Genomic DNA, 16,521 nt, shown 5'->3' on the forward strand with positions numbered 1-16,521 from the left:
CATGTCGGTCACAGGAACCGCGGCCCCCGAGGCGGTCGCGCCGCGCACGCGGGAGGCGGGCGGCGCGCGCCGCGCCGGCCGCACCCGCCTGAACCACTACCGGTTCGCCCCGCTCGTGCTGGTGGCGGTGAACGTCGTGCTCTTCGCGGTGTTCTTCGTCTGGCCTGCGGTGATCGGGCTCATCTACTCGTTCACCGACTACACCGGCGTGGGTTCCTTCCACTTCATCGGGCTGTCCAACTACGAACAGCTCTTCGGCGACTCCGCGTTCTACGCCGCCCTCGGTCGAACGCTGCTGTTCACCCTGATCGTCGTTCCGACCAGCTTCGTGTTCTCGCTGCTGGTCGCGAACCTGATGGTCAGCAGGTTCTCGAAGGGGAAGCTGGTCGCCAGGATCATCTTCTTCGTCCCGTGGCTGATCTCCCCGATCGTGAGCGGCGTGATCTGGCGCTGGCTGTTCGGCGAGAACTTCGGCCTGGTCAACTTCGTCATCGAGTCGCTCGGCGGCCACGCCATCCCGTGGCAGTCGAACGCCGACCTCTCGCTGATCGTCGTCGTGATCGCCTCCACCTGGGGCGGGACCGCGTTCTCGATGCTGCTGTTCATCGCGGCGATCAAGAACGTCCCGGTCTCCTACTACGAGGCGGCGGCGCTCGACGGCGCGGGGCCCTGGCGGCTGTTCCGCAGCATCACGCTGCCGAGCATCGCGCCGACCTCGTTCATCGTGATCCTGCTGACCACGCTGAACGCCATGAAGGAGTACGCGCTCTTCCAGTCGCTGAACAACGGCGGACCCGGCACCTCGAACAACCTGCTGGTCCAGTACATCTACCAGACCGGCTTCCAGCAGGGCCAGATCGGCTACGCGAGCGCGGCCAGCTTCATCCTCATGCTCATCCTGATGGCCATCGCGATCATCCAGCTGGCCGTCAACCGCCGAACGGAGCGCCGCCGATGACCGCGAGCACCCTCACCCCCCGCGCGGCGGCACCCGAGCCGGCGCGCACGGTCCCGGCCCGGCGCCGCGGCCGGAAGCCGAAGCAGCTCGGCCGCACCATCTCCGCGAGCACGCTGCTCTGGATCATGGCGCTCGCCTACGGGTTCCCGCTGCTGTGGTTCGTGCTCAGCTCGTTCAAGCCCGCCGGGGACCTGTTCTCGTTCCCGCTCACGCTGCTGCCGAAGTCGTGGACCGTGCAGGGCTACGTCGACGCGTGGAGCAGCTTCAACTTCTACCAGTTCTTCGCCAACACGTTCCTGGTCGCGATCGTGACGACGGTGCTCACCGTGATCGCCAGCTGCTGCACCGGCTACGCGCTCGCCAAGTACGACAACCGCTGGCTCAAGGTGCTGTTCATCGGGATCCTGGCGACCACCATGCTGCCGACCGAGGTCATGCTGGCCCCGACGTTCCTGGTGGTCCGCGACCTCGGGATGTACAACTCGCTCGCCGGCATCATCGTGCCGTCGATCCTGACGGCCACGGGCGTGCTGATGTTCCGCGCGTTCTTCCTCACCGTCCCGGACGATCTGGTGGAGGCGGCGCGCATCGACGGCGCGCGCGAGCTCGCGATCTTCTTCCGGATCATGGTGCCGATCTCGCGGCCGATCATGCTGACGCTCGCGATCTTCTCGTTCCAGTGGCGCTGGAACGACTACATCTGGCCGCTGCTCGTGCTCAACGACCCCACCAAGTTCACGCTGCAGATCGGCATCCAGAGCATCGTCGGCGCGCAGAACATCAACTGGTCGGTGCTGCTCGGCGCGTCCGTGATCTCGATCATCCCGCTCGTCCTGCTCTACCTTGTCTTCCAGAAGTACGTCATGAACGCCAACATCAACGCCGGACTGAAGGACTGATGGGCAGCACATTCGCGGACGCCGCACGGCAGGCGGCGCTGCGCGGCGCGCGCGAGGCCGTCGTGGCCGCGCCTGGCCTCGCCCACCGCGAGCTCATGCGCAGGGTCAAGACGCTCGTGTCGGTCGCGCTCGCCGCGCCGGAGGACGCGCCGGCCGGGACGGTCGCGGCCGCCGAGGCCCTCGTCGCCGAGCTGGCCGGGCTGCAGAGCGGGTCCGGGCTGTTCGAGGGCGGCGACAACGTGCAGTCCCCGCCGGACAGTGCCTTCACGATCAACGACGCGTGCGACGTCCACCACCTGCTGCGGGACGCCGACGCCGCGCTCGTGCCGCTCCGGGAGGCGCTGGCCGCCGTCATCCGGGCGGCCGCGCCCGCGCTGCTCGCCGGCGGCGTGCACACGCCCAACCACCGCTGGGAGCTGTCCGCGGCGCTCGCGCGCATCCACCGCTCGTTCCCCGACGACCGCCTGGTGGCGCGCGTGGACGAGTGGCTCGCGGAGGGCGTCGACATCGACGCGGACGGCTGGTTCTCCGAGCGCAGTCCGAACTACGCGGCGGCCGTCAGCATCCCCTCGCTCACCGCCATCGCCGACATCCTGGACCGCCCGGCGCTCCGCGCGGCGGTGCTGCGCAACCTGGAGCTGACCCTGTCGCTGATCGGCGCGGACGGGGCGGTCGAGACCCTCGCCTCCCGCCGCCAGGACCAGGGCACCCGGTTCCCGCTGGGCCGCTACGCCGTGGCGTTCCGCCGCGCGGCGATCGACACCGTGCGCGGCGACCTGGCGTGGGCCGCCGAGCGGGCGGTCCGAGACGGCGTGGACGACGCCGGCGTGCTGGCCGAGCTGCTGCTCGACCCGTCGCTGGCGGACGCGCTGCCGCCGAGCGAGGCCCCGGCCTTCCCCGAGACCATCGTTCATCCCACCGTCGCGCTCGCCGTCCGCCGGGGGAGCGCGGCCGAGGTGGTCGTGTACGGCGGCTCCGACTACGCGCGGCACCGCGGCATCCGCTCGGGACTCGCCAACGACCCGACCTTCCTGCGCCTGCTGGCCGGGGAGGCGGTGCTGGACTCGGTGCGGCTGTCGCGCACCTTCTTCGGGCTCGGCCCGTTCCGCGCCGAGGGCCTGGAGGCCGCCGCCGACGGATCGCTGCTGCTCGGCGAGCGTGTCGCGGCCGGGTACTACCAACCGTTGCCGGCGGAGCGGCGCGATGCTGGAGGCGACTACGCCCTCACCGACGACGGCCGGTTCTCCGCCGCGATGGCGTTCGGCGAGCGCGCGGTGGACGAGGTGGAGCTGCGGACGACGATCGCCGTCCGGCCGCGCGACGACGGCGCGGACCTGGACGTCGCGATCGAGGGGCCGCGGGTCGGCTTCTCGATCGAGCTGGCGTTCCGCACCGGCGGCGTGCTGGACGTCCCCGGGCCGCGGCCGGAGGACGGCGCGTTCGTGCTGACCGGGCCCATCGCCCGGTACACGGCGGGCGGCGACGCCATCCGCGTCGAGGTCGACGGGCTCGACCCCGTCGCCCACCCGATCGCCTACGCCCCCGGCGAGGACTACGCCTACCTCGGCGGCACCGACCAGGCGGACGGGGTCCGGCTGCTGATCGGCGGCGCCACCCCGGCCCGGTTCCGGCTGCGCCTGCGCGCCGAGCGCGGAGCGGCCTCGTGACCCGGGTCGACCCCGGCGCCCCTCTCGTCGGCCGGCGGCGCCTGGCGGTGCCGCGCGTCGCCGTCGTCGGCGTGCACGGCTACGGCGCCGCCCACATCCTCAACGCCCTCGCCCTGCAGGACCGCGGGATCCTGGAGCTCGTCGCCCTGGTGGACCCGGCGGGCGGCCCGCTGATCCGCGACGGTGTGCGCGTGCCGGAGGAACGGCTCCCGGTGCGCCTGGACAGCATGGACGACCTGCTCGGGCGCATCCCCGTCGACATCGTCGTGATCGCGACGCCGCTGCACACGCACGCCGCGCTCGCGATGGCGGCGCTGCGAGCGGGCGCGGACGTGTTGCTGGAGAAGCCGCCGGTCACCGACCTCGCGACGCTCGCGCTCCTGGAAGGCGCCGTCGCCGAGACCGGCGGGATGGTGCAGGTGGGCTTCCAGAGCCTCGGCTCGCACGCGCTCGCCGAACTGCAGCGCGCGATCGCGGCCGGCGAGCTCGGCGAGCTGCGCGCGATCGGCGCGTCCGGCTCCTGGACCCGGCCGCACGGCTACTGGACCCGGTCCCGCTGGGCGGGGCGGCGGCACCTCGACGGCGAGCGGGTCGCGGACGGCGCGGTGGCGAACCCGTTCGCGCACGCCGTGATGACCTCGCTGCGGATCGCCGGCTGGGACACTCCGGAGGCGATCGGCGGCATCGAGACCGACCTGCGCCGGGTCAACGACATCGAGGTGGACGACACCTCGACGGTCCTGGTGCGCCCGTCGGCGGTCGGCGCGGCGCGGTTCGCGGGCACGCTGACCTGCGCGTTCACGCTCGCCGGGCCCGTGGAGGCGGATCCGGTCGTCCTGGTGCGTGGCACGGAGGGCGAGGCCACGCTGTCGTACACGACCGACCGGCTGACGCTGTCCACCCGGGCGGGGGAGACGCAGTACGGGAGGACGGACTTGCTGGAGAACCTCATCCACGCGCGCCGCGGCGACGCCGGGCTGCTCTCGCCCCTGGCGGCGACGGGCGGCTTCGTGCGCGTGATCGAGACCGTCGGCGACGCGCCGGTGCGCCCGATCGGCGACGGCCACGTGACGTGGGAGGGCGAGGGCGCCGAGCGGCGCCCGGTGCTGCGCGACGCGGAGGGCGCGGTGCGCAGGGCCGTCGCCGCCGAGCGGCTGTTCTCCGAGCTGGACGGGCTGGCGTGGCGCTAAGGCTCGAACGGGATGCGACGGGCATCGACATCCGGCTCGACGGAGGGCGCGTCGCGCGCTACGTCGCACATCCGGAGACCGAGGCGTTCGAGTCGCCGCGGCCGTATGTGTACCCGCTCCGCACGCGCGGCGGCGTCGAGCTCGCCGGGTTCCGTCCCGCCGACCACACCTGGCACCACGGACTGTCGCTCGCGATCGCCGAGGCAGGCCCCGCGAACCTGTGGGGCGGCCGGAGCTTCGACCGCGACGCGCACGCCTACCTCGACCGCGGCGACAACGGCCGGATGACGACCACCTCGCTCGACGTGGACGGCGTCTCCGGTCGCATCCACTCGTCGCTGGACTGGACCGACGCGTCCGGGGACCTGCTCGCGACGGAGGAACGGACGCTGACCGCGAGCGAAGCGGGCGACGGCTGGGTGCTGGACTGGCGCTCCGCGGTCGCCGCCGCCCGGCCCCTCACGCTCGGGAGTCCGGCGACGAACGGGCGTGCCGGCGCGGGATACGGCGGCGTGTTCCTGCGGCTGGCGCCCGGGTTCCTGGGTGCCACGGCCCGCGCCGACGAGGGGCGCGAGGCTCCGGCGGACGACCTGCTCGGCGTCGGCGCGCGCCGGCTGGCCGTGACCGCCCCCGACCGCACAGCGACCGTGGCGCTCGGCGTGCCGGCGCCGGCCCCGTGGTTCGTGCGGTCTCTCGAATACCCCGGGTTCGGTCCCGCGCCGTTCTTCGACGCGGAGACGCGGCTGGCTGCGGGGGAGAGCGTGGAGTTCGCGGTCCGGCTGGTGGCAGTCGACGGCGTGCCGTCCGCCGCGCAGCTGGCCGCGGTGCTCGGCTGAGCCGCCGGGTCAGACCACGAGCAGCACCGCCAGCACCGCCATGAGCACGGCGATCCCGGCATCCAGGATGCGCCAGGCCACCGGGCGCGCGAAGACCGGGGCGGCGACGCGTGCGCCGAAGCCGAGCACCGTGAACCAGAGCAGGCTCGCCGTCGCCGCGCCGGCCCCGAACACCCAGCGGCCGGGTTCGCCGTGCGCGGCCGAGAGCGAACCGAGCAGCAGGACGGTGTCGAGGTACACGTGCGGGTTCAGCCAGGTGATCGCGAGGCACGTGCCGATCGCCGCCGCGAGCGAGGCGGCGCCCGCCCCGGCGGCGGACAGGCCCGTCGGCCGCAGCGCGCGCCGCGCCGCGACGATCGCGTAGCCGATCAGGAACGCGAAGCCCGCCCAGCGCACGATCTGCAGCGCGAGCGGCGCCGCCGTCACCAGCGCGCCGATCCCCGCGACGCCCGCCGTGATCAGCACCGCATCGCTGACGACGCAGATCGCGACGATCGGCAGCACGTGCTCCCGGCGCAGCCCCTGGCGGAGCACGAACGCGTTCTGCGCGCCGATGGCGACGATGAGCGAGGCGCCGGAACCGAGGCCGGCGGCGAACGGGGCGAGGGCGGAGAGCGAGGGCACACGACGACGATACGGAAGGGGTTTCATTCAGTACAGCTCAGCTTTCTTAAGAACCATTAGCATTGCTGTCGATGGAGACCAACGCCGAGCACCTGCGCACCCTCGCCGCCGTCGTCGACAACGGCACGTTCGAGCGCGCCGCCTCCGCGCTGCACATCACGCCGTCGGCGGTCAGCCAGCGGATCAAAGCGCTCGAGGAGCAGAGCGGGCGGGTGCTGGTGCGCCGCAGCAAGCCCATCGAGCCCACCGAAGCCGGGGCGGTGCTGGTGCGGCTGGCCCGCCAGGTCGCCCTGCTCGAGGCGGAGGCGGCGGCCGAGCTCGCCGATTCCGCGCAAGGGGCCGCCGGGATCCCGCTCGTCGTCAACGCCGACTCGCTCGCGACCTGGGTGCTGCCGGCGCTCGCTGCGCTGCCCGGCATCACGGTCGACGTTGTGCTCGACGACCAGGAGCACACCCTCGACCGCCTGCGCGACGGCACGGCGATGGCGGCGATCAGCTCCGACCGGGAACCGGTGCAGGGCTGCGTGGTCAGCCCGCTCGGGGCGATGACCTACCGGCCGATGGCGAGCCGGGCCTTCGTGGAGCGCTGGTGCCCAGACGGCTGGACGCCGGACGCGGCCGCCGCCGCGCCGATGCTGGTCTTCGACCGCAAGGACACCCTGCAGGACAGGTACCTGTCCGGCTTCGCACCGGGAGCCAGGCCGCCGCGCAGCTCCATCCCGGCGTCCACCGAGTTCGTGCGCGCGACCGAGCTCGGACTCGGCTGGGCGATGCTGCCCGACCTGCAGGCGGACGCCCTGGTCGCCGACGGCAGGCTCGTCCCGCTGGACGACGCCGGCGCGCTCGACGTCCCGCTGTACTGGCAGCAGTGGTCCCTGCGCTCGACCGCGCTCGACCGCGTCGCCGCCGAGATCACGGCCGCGGCCACACGGACCCTACGCCGGGCGGAGGCATCGCCGAACAGTGACTAGATGCTGCATCTCCGTCTTCGAAAGGGCATCTACTCACCACTCAGCGTCGCGAGGACCAGGTCCAGCGCGTCCGCGAAGCGGTCGGCGCTCTCGCGGGTGATGCACAGCGGCGGCTTGATCTTGAGGACGTTCTTGTGGTCCCCGGTCGGCTGCACGATCGCGCCCTCCGCCAGCATCCGCTCGCAGATCAGCGCCGCCTCCGCGCCTGCCGGCTCGAGGGTGTCCCTGTCCCGCACCAGCTCGACGCCCAGGTAGAGGCCCATCCCGTGCACGGCGCCGATGATCGGGTGCCGATCGGCGAGGGCGCGCAGCCGGTCGGCGAGGTGGTCACCGACGACGGCCGCGTTCTGCTGCAGGCCCTCGTCGCGCATGACGTCGAGCACGGTGAGGCCGACGACCGAACTGACCGGGCTGCCGCCGGCCGAGGAGAAGAAGCTGCCCTCCGCGGCGAACGACTCCGCGATCTCGCGGCGCGTGATGACGGCGCCCAGCGGGTGGCCGTTGCCCATCGCCTTCGCGACCGTGATCACGTCCGGGACGACGCCCTGCTGCGCGGAGCCCCAGAAGTAGTGGCCGAGGCGGCCGTAGCCGACCTGCACCTCGTCGGCGATGCAGACGCCGCCGCGCGCGCGGATGCGCTCGTAGACGCCGGCGAGGTAGCCGTCCGGCAGCATCAGGCCGCCCGCGTTGCCGAACACCGGCTCCGCGATGAAGCCGGCGACCGGGACGCCGGCGGCGTCGAGCTCGGCGAGGTCCGCGTCCAGCTCGGCCAGGTAGGCGGGGGCGGAGTCGAGGCCCCTGTGCCTGCCGTGGAAGACGTTCGGGGAGGCGACGAGGCGCACCCAGTCGGGACGCGTCTCCAGGGCGCGCGGGTTGTCGCCGATCGACGACGAGACCGCGTCGGCCCCGACCGTCCAGCCGTGGTACGCCTCGGTCACGGCGAGCACGGTGCGGCGGCCGGTGTGCACCTGAGCGAGCCGGAGCGCGAGGTCGACCGCTTCGCTCCCGCTGTTGACGAGGAAGACCGTGTCGAGCCCGTCCGGCGCGACCTCGGCCAGCCGCTGCGTGAACCGGGACAGCTCCTCGTAGTGGAACCGCGAGTTGGTGTTCAGCCGGGCCCACTGGTCGCGGACGGCGTTCACGAGCCGGGGATGCGCATGCCCGATCTGCGTGACGTTGTTGACCATGTCCAGGTAGCTCTGCGCGCGGGTGTCCAGCAGGTGGTGCCGCCAGCCGCGCTCGATCAGCGGCGGCTCGGCGAAGTAGTGCTCCTGCACCTGGGCGAAGGTCGCGTCCCTGCGCGCCAGCACGTCGGCCGGATCGGCGGTCGCGACGGCCAGGTCGATGCCGAACAGCGCCGACGGGTCGGGGGAGACCGCGCTCCACACCGCGAGCGGGAAGGCGGGCGTCACGAACGCCGGCGGGCGTCGGCCGGGGATGCTGCTGAGCTGAACGGTGAGGCGGACGGCCGTCCCGAGCTCATCACCGGCGGCGACGGAGGTTGTCGTGAGGGGACGGCTCAGGCCGTCGAGCCAGAGGTCGACGCCGTCGCCGCGCAGCAGCCACGAGCCCTCGACCAGCGACAGCTCGCCTGCGAACGGCGCGAGCACGCTCATCCCGCCCGGCAGCTCCAGCGTGACGCCGAGCGCGATCGTCGCCGACGGGGCGCTCCGGTCGACGGTCGCCCTGGTCAGCCGCGCCTCGCCGTAGCGGGTGACGGCATGCCCGCTGTCCCTGCACACCCGGGCGAGCACGCCGTCCTCCGCGTCCGCCCGCAGCCAGGCGCCCTCGTCGAGGTCGCGGGAGGTGACGGAGAGGTCGGCGACGTTGGCGGCCGTGCTCTCGAAGCCGACGACGCGGCCGAGGCCGGAGACGGCGCTCCCGGTGCCCCACAGCCGGGCGCGGATGAGCGCCTCCAGCTCGTCCGCATCCAGCCGGCGGGCCACATCGAAGGCGACCCACTCGTGCGCGCGGTTCTCGTCGGCGTAGAGGTTGTCGCCGTCCAGCGCGACCTGCTGCTCGCCGCTGACGACGAGCACGGCACCGCGCAGCACGACCAGCGGCCAGAGCGCGGCGACGTCCGCGTCGTCCAGCGGCGCCCGCTCGTGGAACGCCTCGATGACCTCCAGCACGGCGATCGGCTCGTCCGGCAGGTGGTGCAGCGCGCTCGTTACGGTGGAGGCGAGCTCCGCGACCAGCCAGCCGTCGGCGACGTCGCCGAAGTCGATCACCCCGGGTCCGTCGTCGCCGAGCACGATGTTGTCGTCGGTCACGTCGCCGTGCACCGCCTGCACGCGCAGGCGCTCGCGGAGCGGCGCGAGGCGGGCGAGGGCGGCGTCCGTCGCCGCGCGGACCGCCCGGCGCTTGGCGGGCTGCTCGACGTGGTCGAGCAGGAGGTCGACGACCTCGCCGCCGATCCGCGCGTCCCACTGCGTGGTGCGGTCGAGGCCGGGATGGTCGAGCCCGGCGAGGCCGGCGGCGACGGAGCCGGCGAGCGCGCCGAGCGTGCGCAGCTGCTCGACGGTCGGCCGCTCGACGTCGGTGAGCGGGTCTCCGTCGAGGTAGCGCAGCACGCGCGCGAGCAGCGGGCGGCCCTGCACGTCCACCTCGATCACGTCGTCGCCTTCGAGCGACGGGACGACCTCGGGGATGCGGATGCCGGAGCCGGCGAGCACGCTCAGCGCGGCGTTCTGCGCGTGCAGCTCGTCGGCGGAGAAGACGGGGTTGGCGATCTTGAGCACGAACCGCTCCTCGCCGGTGTCGACAAGGAAGTTGCGGTCCTGGTTGCTGCCGAGCTCGCGGATGCTGCCTTCCAGGCCGAACGCGCGCGCGGCGATGCCGGCCGCGTCGTCGGCGCCGACGTCGGGGCGGGGGAGCGAGGGCTGGGCGAGGAAGTCGGAATTCGGCACGGGGGGCTCCAGGGCTCGTCGGTGGGCTCTCTGCAAGTCTACTGAGAAGGCCCGGCCGTCACTGTCCGCGTTCGGTACGTCCGTCCCCGCGCGAGCAGGGGCGAACGCACCGAATGACGACAGTCGCGCAGCCCTCGGCGTCCAGGGAACCCACGGGAGGCGCCGCGTAGCATCGACCGCGTGAAATCCTGGAGGACTGCGCTCGTAGCGTTCGTGATCGACGCCGTCCTCGTCACCGTGTTCGTGCTCGTCGGGCGCCGCAGCCACGGCGAGGCCGCGAGTGCGCTGGGGATCCTCACCACGCTGTGGCCGTTCCTGGTCGGGCTCGTCGCCGGCTGGCTGGTCACCTGGGCATGGCGCCGTCCGCTCGCGATCGTGTGGCCGGGCATTCCGATCTGGCTGATGACGGTCGCGCTCGGGATGCTGATCCGCACCTCGGCCGGACAGGGCGTCCAGCCCAGCTTCATCGCCGTCGCGTTCGCGGTGCTCGGCGTCTTCCTCGTCGGCTGGCGCCTCGTCGCCCTCCCGTTCGTGCGCCGCCGCTCCCTCCGCCGCGCCTGACCCCGCTCATCCATACCCCACCTGCCGAGTACGCAGAAAATCGCCCCGAACCACGCGAGTACGCAGAGAATCTGCGTACTCGGCTGCTGGGCGGGTCAGAAGAGGGACGAGGTGAGGGTGGCGAGGGTGTAGATGGCGAGGCCGGCGAGCGCGCCGACGACGGTGCCGTTGATGCGGATGAACTGCAGGTCGCGGCCCACCTGGGTCTCGATCTTGTCCGTCGTCTCCTCCGGGTCCCAGCCGCGAACGGTGTCCGAGATGATGCTCGCGATGTCGTGCCGGTACGTCGAGACCAGGTGCAGCGCGGCGTCGCCGAGGCGCGCGTTCAGCGAGGCGCGCAGCTCCTGGTCGTCCAGCACCCGCGCCGCCGCATCCACCACCGCCGCGGTCGCCCGGTGCCGCAACTCGCTGCTCGGGTCGGACAGCGCGTCGACCGCCGCCGTCCGCGCCGCCGTCCACGCGGACGCGGCCAGCTCGCGGATGCGCGGGTCGTCGAACGTCCGCGCCTTCGCGTCCTCCAGCCGCCCGATCGTCGCCGGGTCGTTCTGCAGCCGCCGGGCGAAGTCGGCCAGGTAGTCGTCGAGCGCCTGGCGCACCCGGTGCTCGGGATCGTGCCGGACGTCGGAGAGGAACCGGCGCAGCTCCACGTACACGCGCTCGTCCACCAGCCGGTCCACGAACGAGGGCAGCCAGGACGGCAGCCGGCCGGAGACCAGCTGGGTGAGGGCCTCCGGATGCGCGGCGAGCCAGTCGTCCAGCCGGTCCAGCAGCAGGTCCACCGCCTCCCGGTGGCCGCCGGAGGCGAGAACGCGCTCAGCCAGCCGGCCGAGCGGCGGCCCCCACTCCGGCTCCACCAGGTGCGTGCGGACGACCGCCTCCACCGCCTCCCGCATCCGGTCGTCGTCGAGCAGTCCCGCGATCCCGGTCAGCCCTCCCGAGACCTCGGCCACCACCCGTCGCGCGTTCGCCGGCGTCGCCAGCCAGCCCGCGATCGCGCCCGCCAGGTCCAGACCGCCGAGCCGGGTCGCCACCACCTCGTCGGAGAGGAAGTTGGTCTCCACGAACTCGCCGAGGCTTTCGCCGATCTCGTCCTTGCGGGTCGGGATGATCGCCGTGTGCGGGATACGCAGCCCGAGCGGGTGCCGGAACAGCGCGGTGACAGCGAACCAGTCCGCGAGCGCGCCGACCATCGCGCCCTCGGCCGCCGCGCGGACGTAGCCGAGCCACGGGTAGGCGTCCTGCAGTGCGAACGCGACAGCGAAGACGACCGCGGCGATCAGCAGCAGGCCGGTCGCCAGCACCTTCATGCGGCGGAGCGCCCGGCGTCGCTCCGTGTCGCGGTCGGCCGTCGCAGTCGTCACCGGACGATGTGCAGCTCGCGGCTGGTGTTGTTGAGCCGGTGGGCGCCGTCATGGTCGGCCACGACGATGTCCTCGATGCGGACGCCGAACCGGCCGGGCAGGTAGATCCCCGGTTCGATCGAGAAGCACATCCCGGCCTCGATCGGCCGCTCCTCGCCCTCGACCATGTACGGCGGCTCGTGCGTCGTCATCCCGATGCCGTGGCCGACCCGGTGGATGAAGTGGTCGCCGTATCCCGCGTCGGCGATCACGGCGCGGGCCGCCCTGTCGATGTCCTGGCAGGGCACGCCCACCGCGACCGCCTCGAACGCCGCCTGCTGGGCGTGCCGGACGACCTCGAAGACCTCGTGCTCCTCGTCCGTCGGCTCGCCGACGTGCACGGTCCGCGTGGTGTCCGAGCCGTAGCCGTCCATGATCCCGCCGAAGTCGAGCACGACCATGTCGCCGTCCAGGATGGTGCGCTCGCCCGCCTCGTGGTGCGGGTTCGCGCCGTTCGGGCCGGAGCCGACCACGGTGAAGTCGACCTGCGAGTGCCCGTGCTCGCGGAGCAGCCGGGCGAGGTCGGCTGCCACCTCGTTCTCGGTGCGGCCGGCGAAGCGGACGGAGAGGATGTCCTCGAACGTCGCGTCCGCGGCGGCGCCGGCCGCGGCCAGCCGGTCGATCTCGTCCGGCCCCTTCACGGCGCGCAGCATCGGCAGCGCGTGCGAGATCGACTCGAAGCGCGCGCCAGGGAGCTTCTCCTGCAGCGCCAGCAGGTGCATCGCCCAGGTGGCGTCGGAGACGGCGTAGCGGCCGGCCGCCTCCAGCAGCGCCGCGGTGGGGACGTACTCGTCCTCGCCGTCTCGCCAGTCGACGATGCGGAAGGCGCCGGCGGCGGCGGTGGCCGCCGCGCTGTCGTGCTCCAGCACCGGCACGATCATCGTCGGCTCGCCCTCGGCCGGCACGACGAGCAGGGTGATCCGCTCGGTCGTGGCGATCGGCAGGTAGTCGGCGAAGTAGGCGAGGTCGGCGCCTGGCGCGACGAGCAGGCCGTCGAAGCCCGCCTCGCGGGCCTGGGCGGCGCCGCGGGCGAGCCGGGTGGCGAAGTCCTGTGCGGTGATCGGGCGCATCCTGCTCCTCGTGCTCTCGTGTGCTCTCAGTCCTCCGCCGGGCCGAGCCAGGCGTTCGCGACGGTGTTGTGGGCCGACTCGGCGTCGGAGGGGTGGAACATCCCGGCGAGCACGTCGCGGTAGAGCCGCCCGAGCTCGCTGCCGGAGAAGTAGCTGGAGCCGCCGGAGACCCGGATGGCCTGGTCGACGACGCGGCGAGCGGTCTCGGTGGCGCGCACCTTCATCCCGACCAGCTTGGGGAACCACTGCGCGCCGTTGTCGGCGAGCGTGTCGACGTCGCGGGCGATCGCGTCCAGCTGCGGCAGCAGCGCGTCCTGGTCGATGGCCGCCTCCGCCACCCGCCAGCGGATGTCCGGGTCGCTCGCGTAGCTGCGGCCGTCGTTCTTGAGGCTCTTCCTGCGGTGCGCGGCGGCGACGGCGAGCTCGAGCGCGCGGGCGCCGATCCCGGTGTAGACGGCCGCGAGCAGGATCTCGAAGTTGGCGAAGATCGCGAACACCAGCGGGTCCGGGTTGGGGCCGGGGTCGAGCCGCCGGACGACCCGGTCGGCCGGCGCGAGCGCTCCGTCGAGGACGGTCGTGCTGCTCTGCGTCGCGCGCATCCCGAGCGTGTCCCAGTCCTCGCGGATCTCGAAGCCGCCGCCGGTGCGGTCGATGAAGCCGTAGACGATCTTCGGAGCGTCCTCGCTCGTGGAGTCGAGGCCCATCGTGCCGAGCCGGGTCCAGGCGGGGGAGAGCGAGGTGAAGATCTTGGTGCCGTGGAAGCGGTAGCCGCCGTCCGGCTGCGGCCGCGCGTCCGTTGTCGAGCCGAACAGGACCAGGTCGTTGCCCGCCTCGCTCAGCCCGAATGCGAACACCTCTCCAGCGCCGGCCTCGCGCAGCAGGAACTCCAGGGAGTCGTCGCCGCGGTCGTGCAGGGTCTTGGCGATGCCGGTCCAGACCAGGTGCATGTTGACCGCGAGCGCGGTGGCGGGCGCGGCGCCGGCGAGCCGGACCTGCAGCCGGGCGGTCTGCTCGAGGCTGAGGCCGAGGCCGCCGAACTCGGTCGGGACCAGCGCCTTCAGGTAGCCGGCCTCCGCCAGCTCCGCGAAGTCCTCGGTGAAGAAGCGGTTCTCGGCGTCGTACTGCGCCGCTCGCGCGCGGAACCGCTCGATGCGGTCGTCGCTCAGGAGGTCGTCGTGCTCGGTCACGCTCCTCAGCCTAGGGGAGCGCGACCGGGCACGGCAGGGGATCACTGGGCGGTGTAGCCGCCGTCCACCAGGTGGTAGCTGCCGGTGATGAAGCTGGCGGCGTCGGAGGCGAGGAACGCGACGAGGGCGGCGACCTCCTCCGGCTCGCCGAGGCGGCCGAGGGCGTGCTTGCTCTCCAGGAACTGCAGCGCCTCCTGGCTCATGTTCGCCTCCACCAGCGGGGTCTTGATGAAGCCGGGGCCGACGGCGACGACGCGCACCTTCTTGTCCGCGTATTCGAGCGCCGCGTTCTGGGTGAGGCCGACCAGGCCGTGCTTCGCGGTGACGTAGGCGGACGAGTTCGGGAAGCCGACGGAGCCCAGGATGGACGCCATGTTCACGATCGCGCCACCGCCGTTCTCCGCCATCGCGGTCAGCTGCGGCTGCATCGAGTAGAGGACGGCGTTCAGGTTGACCTCGATGACCTTGCGCCAGCCGTCGAGCGAGTAGTCGGCGACCGGGTTGGCCTCGCCGCCGATGCCGGCGTTGTTGACCGCGATCTTCAGCGGGGCGAGCTCGTTCGCCGCCTTCACGCTGGCCTCGGCGAACGCCGGGTCGGTGACGTCTCCGGCGAGGGCGGCGGCGGTGCCTCCCGCCGCCTGGATCTCGGCGACGACGGCCTTCGCGTGCTCCTCGTTCAGATCGGTGACGAGCACGGCGGCGCCGCTCGCGGCGAGGGTGAGGGCGACGGCGCGGCCGATGCCGGAGCCGCCTCCCGTGACGATGGCGGACCGGTCGGCGACATCGTACTGAGCCATGGGAAATCTCCTTTCGTTATCCGACATCTGTCGGATATCTCCATTGTACGATCGTGGAGTGGATGCCAGGCAGGAGAAGACGCTCGCGAGCCTGACCGCCGCCGTCCTCGACCTCGCCACCGCCGGGCCCATCACCGAGGTCACCGTCTCCGGCCTCGCCGCCGCGGCTGGCGTGCACCGCTCGACCGTCTACACCTACGCGTCGTCGCCCGCCGAGCTGCTGCGCCGGGTGCTGCGCTCCGACCTCGACGACCTCCGCGCCGCCTACCTCGTGGACGTGGCCCCGGAGGACGCGGTCGCCGCGGTGAGCGGCGTGACGCGCGCCGTGCTCCAGCACGTCGACGCGCACGACGCGATCTACCGCCGCGGGCTCGGCACCGACAGCGGCGACGCCAGCCTGCACGCGATGCTCAGCGAGCACTTCCAGGGCTCCATCGAGCTCCTGCTCGACCAGCGCAGCGTCTCCGTGCCCGCGGCCGACGACATCGAGCGCCGCACGATCGAGCGCTACCTGGCCGACGGCATCATCGGCGCCATCGACGTCTGGCTCAGCCGGCCGCGCCCGCGCGACGTCGACTCGTTCCTCGCCCTGGTGGCCCGGCTGACGCCGTCGTGGTGGCCGGACGACGCGCGGGGCGCGTGATGGCGGGACGCGGGCGCGTGCGCCGGGCGCTGGACCGGCTGCTGCGGCGGCCGCCGCTGCTGCACATCGCCGGCGACGAGGGGGAGGGGCCCGTCGTCGTCCTCGTGCACGGCATCGCCTCCTCGTCCGTGACGTTCCAGAACCTCGTGCCGCTCCTGGAGCCGACGCGCCGCGTGGTCTCCATCGACATCCTCGGGTTCGGGCGCTCGCCCGCCCCGGCCGACGCCCGGTACACGATCGAGGAGCACGAGGCGGCCCTCGCCAGCACACTGCGCTCGCTGCGCCTGCGGGAGCCGTTCGTCCTCGTCGGCCACTCCCTCGGCAGCCTCATCGTCACCCGCTACGCCGCCCGGCATCCCGGAGCGCTCGCGCGGCTCGTGCTCGTCGGCCCTCCGATCTACGGCAGTCCGGCGGCGATCGGCGACCGCCGCGTGCGCAGCAGGGTGAGCGCCTACCTGCGGGCCTACGAGTTCCTGCGCGCGAACAAGGACTTCACGATCCGCAACGCCCGCATCCTCGCCCGGCTGCTGCCCATCAAGGGCGTCTTCGAGATCACCGAGCGCAACTGGACGCCGTTCGTGCGCTCGCTCGAGAACTGCATCGAGCAGCAGACGGTCGTCAGCGATCTCGCCAGGGTGCGGGTCCCCGTCGAGGTGGTCTACGGCACGCTCGACGCCTTCATCGCGCCGGGCAGCCTGGCCGTGATCGAGACGATGCGGCACGTCACGATGCACCGGGTGGAGGCGAACGACCACATCATCCGCAAGCGCCTTGCCCGGGTGGTCGCGGCCGCGTGCGTAGGCTGACGG

The 16,521-nt window shown here is 72.8% G+C and carries 15 protein-coding genes; 9 read left to right on the top strand and 6 right to left on the bottom strand.

What is annotated here, in order from left to right:
- Window position 1: 1 nt before the first annotated feature.
- Genes ACTHMF_RS00635 through ACTHMF_RS00655 form a run of 5 tightly spaced genes read left to right on the top strand, consistent with a single transcriptional unit; the run spans window position 2 to window position 5,550 of the window.
- Window positions 2-958 (top strand): carbohydrate ABC transporter permease, encoded by a 957-nt coding sequence (locus tag ACTHMF_RS00635; RefSeq protein WP_440315874.1) that lies wholly within the window; start codon window positions 2-4, stop codon window positions 956-958.
- Complete coding sequence (locus tag ACTHMF_RS00640; RefSeq protein ID WP_440315875.1) at window positions 955-1,857, top strand: carbohydrate ABC transporter permease; 903 nt, start codon at window positions 955-957, stop codon at window positions 1,855-1,857. Before ACTHMF_RS00635 ends, ACTHMF_RS00640 begins: the two co-directional genes overlap by 4 nt.
- Entirely contained in the window at window positions 1,857-3,524 is a 1,668-nt protein-coding gene (locus tag ACTHMF_RS00645) for a hypothetical protein (RefSeq protein WP_440315876.1), read from the top strand. The genes ACTHMF_RS00640 and ACTHMF_RS00645 overlap by 1 nt, the downstream gene beginning before the upstream one ends.
- Window positions 3,521-4,714 (top strand): Gfo/Idh/MocA family protein, encoded by a 1,194-nt coding sequence (locus ACTHMF_RS00650; protein ID WP_440315877.1) that lies wholly within the window; start codon window positions 3,521-3,523, stop codon window positions 4,712-4,714. The genes ACTHMF_RS00645 and ACTHMF_RS00650 overlap by 4 nt, the downstream gene beginning before the upstream one ends.
- On the top strand, window positions 4,705-5,550 hold the full coding sequence (locus ACTHMF_RS00655; protein ID WP_440315878.1) for a PmoA family protein: 846 nt from the start codon (window positions 4,705-4,707) through the stop codon (window positions 5,548-5,550). Before ACTHMF_RS00650 ends, ACTHMF_RS00655 begins: the two co-directional genes overlap by 10 nt.
- 9 nt (window positions 5,551-5,559) lie before the next feature.
- Here ACTHMF_RS00655 and ACTHMF_RS00660 read toward each other — a convergent pair whose 3' ends face one another.
- Window positions 5,560-6,174, bottom strand: a complete 615-nt coding sequence (locus tag ACTHMF_RS00660; protein WP_440315879.1) for a LysE/ArgO family amino acid transporter — start codon at window positions 6,172-6,174, stop codon at window positions 5,560-5,562.
- Window positions 6,175-6,245: 71 nt separating this feature from the next.
- Here ACTHMF_RS00660 and ACTHMF_RS00665 point away from each other — a divergent pair, with 71 nt between their 5' ends.
- Window positions 6,246-7,145 (top strand): LysR family transcriptional regulator ArgP, encoded by a 900-nt coding sequence (locus ACTHMF_RS00665; protein WP_440315880.1) that lies wholly within the window; start codon window positions 6,246-6,248, stop codon window positions 7,143-7,145.
- Between the two features lie 29 nt (window positions 7,146-7,174).
- Here the strand turns inward: ACTHMF_RS00665 and ACTHMF_RS00670 are convergent, their stop codons facing one another.
- Window positions 7,175-10,054, bottom strand: a complete 2,880-nt coding sequence (locus ACTHMF_RS00670) for an aminotransferase (RefSeq protein ID WP_440315881.1) — start codon at window positions 10,052-10,054, stop codon at window positions 7,175-7,177.
- Between the two features lie 180 nt (window positions 10,055-10,234).
- Here ACTHMF_RS00670 and ACTHMF_RS00675 point away from each other — a divergent pair, with 180 nt between their 5' ends.
- Window positions 10,235-10,615, top strand: a complete 381-nt coding sequence (locus ACTHMF_RS00675; protein WP_314147489.1) for a DUF3054 domain-containing protein — start codon at window positions 10,235-10,237, stop codon at window positions 10,613-10,615.
- A gap of 95 nt (window positions 10,616-10,710) precedes the next feature.
- Here the strand turns inward: ACTHMF_RS00675 and ACTHMF_RS00680 are convergent, their stop codons facing one another.
- The 4 genes from ACTHMF_RS00680 to ACTHMF_RS00695 are packed head-to-tail and all read right to left on the bottom strand — an operon-like array spanning window position 10,711 to window position 15,069.
- Window positions 10,711-11,976, bottom strand: a complete 1,266-nt coding sequence (locus ACTHMF_RS00680; RefSeq protein ID WP_440315882.1) for a DUF445 domain-containing protein — start codon at window positions 11,974-11,976, stop codon at window positions 10,711-10,713.
- Window positions 11,973-13,085, bottom strand: coding sequence for an aminopeptidase P family protein (locus tag ACTHMF_RS00685; RefSeq protein ID WP_314147491.1), 1,113 nt, complete (start codon window positions 13,083-13,085; stop codon window positions 11,973-11,975). The genes ACTHMF_RS00680 and ACTHMF_RS00685 overlap by 4 nt, the downstream gene beginning before the upstream one ends.
- Before the next feature lie 26 nt (window positions 13,086-13,111).
- Entirely contained in the window at window positions 13,112-14,272 is a 1,161-nt protein-coding gene (locus tag ACTHMF_RS00690) for an acyl-CoA dehydrogenase family protein (RefSeq protein WP_314147492.1), read from the bottom strand.
- A 41-nt stretch (window positions 14,273-14,313) separates the two neighbouring features.
- Window positions 14,314-15,069, bottom strand: a complete 756-nt coding sequence (locus tag ACTHMF_RS00695) for an SDR family NAD(P)-dependent oxidoreductase (protein ID WP_440315883.1) — start codon at window positions 15,067-15,069, stop codon at window positions 14,314-14,316.
- A 58-nt stretch (window positions 15,070-15,127) separates the two neighbouring features.
- Between ACTHMF_RS00695 and ACTHMF_RS00700 the strand changes: the two genes are divergently transcribed.
- Both ACTHMF_RS00700 and ACTHMF_RS00705 read left to right on the top strand, forming a co-directional pair.
- Window positions 15,128-15,712, top strand: a complete 585-nt coding sequence (locus ACTHMF_RS00700) for a TetR/AcrR family transcriptional regulator (protein ID WP_314147494.1) — start codon at window positions 15,128-15,130, stop codon at window positions 15,710-15,712.
- Window positions 15,712-16,518 (top strand): alpha/beta fold hydrolase, encoded by an 807-nt coding sequence (locus tag ACTHMF_RS00705; RefSeq protein WP_440315884.1) that lies wholly within the window; start codon window positions 15,712-15,714, stop codon window positions 16,516-16,518. The genes ACTHMF_RS00700 and ACTHMF_RS00705 overlap by 1 nt, the downstream gene beginning before the upstream one ends.
- The last annotated feature ends 3 nt before the right edge of the window (window positions 16,519-16,521 follow it).

It is taken from the genome of Leifsonia sp., assembly GCF_051955155.1.
Taxonomy (GTDB): domain Bacteria; phylum Actinomycetota; class Actinomycetes; order Actinomycetales; family Microbacteriaceae; genus Leifsonia.

Coding starts and splice junctions, on each gene's coding strand:
- ACTHMF_RS00695 (WP_440315883.1), bottom strand. CDS start 15,069: ATGGCTCAGTACGATGTCGCCGACCGGTCCGCCATCGTCACGGGAGGC.
- ACTHMF_RS00635 (WP_440315874.1), top strand. CDS start 2: ATGTCGGTCACAGGAACCGCGGCCCCCGAGGCGGTCGCGCCGCGCACG.
- ACTHMF_RS00645 (WP_440315876.1), top strand. CDS start 1,857: ATGGGCAGCACATTCGCGGACGCCGCACGGCAGGCGGCGCTGCGCGGC.
- ACTHMF_RS00705 (WP_440315884.1), top strand. CDS start 15,712: ATGGCGGGACGCGGGCGCGTGCGCCGGGCGCTGGACCGGCTGCTGCGG.
- ACTHMF_RS00640 (WP_440315875.1), top strand. CDS start 955: ATGACCGCGAGCACCCTCACCCCCCGCGCGGCGGCACCCGAGCCGGCG.
- ACTHMF_RS00665 (WP_440315880.1), top strand. CDS start 6,246: ATGGAGACCAACGCCGAGCACCTGCGCACCCTCGCCGCCGTCGTCGAC.
- ACTHMF_RS00685 (WP_314147491.1), bottom strand. CDS start 13,085: ATGCGCCCGATCACCGCACAGGACTTCGCCACCCGGCTCGCCCGCGGC.